This is a genomic window from Massilia mucilaginosa, from assembly GCF_011682145.1.
GTDB lineage: Bacteria > Pseudomonadota > Gammaproteobacteria > Burkholderiales > Burkholderiaceae_D > Telluria_A > Telluria_A mucilaginosa.
The window spans coordinates 1-305 of sequence record NZ_WHJH01000309.1 but is presented as its reverse complement, the minus strand read 5'-3'; the positions used below and the strand labels follow the sequence as shown (position 1 = coordinate 305).

The 305-nt window shown below is 70.2% G+C and carries 1 protein-coding gene; it reads left to right on the top strand.

All coding sequences use genetic code 11. The features are described 5' to 3' along the window. On the top strand, nt 1–305 hold a 305-nt coding region (locus tag F2P45_RS34985), incomplete at both ends, for an ABC transporter permease (RefSeq protein ID WP_166882745.1).

Sequence of the window (305 nt, the reverse complement as noted above, 5' to 3'; positions counted from 1 at the left end):
CACGGCCCGTGGGGTTCGCTGCACTGGCTGTTTTCGCAGCCGGGCGTGGTGCTCGGGCAGTGCATCATCGCCACCCCGGTGCTGGTCGCCTTCACCCTGGCGGCGGTGCAGGCGCTCGATGCGCGCTACGCCGAAACGGCGATCGCCCTGGGCGCGTCGCGCTGGCGCACCATGTTCACGGTGCTGCGCGAAGCGCGTTTCGGCGTCATGGCGGCGCTGATCAGCGGCTTCGGACGGGTGTTGTCGGAAGTGGGCTGCGCGCTCATGGTCGGCGGGAATATCGCCGGCGAGACGCGCACCATCAC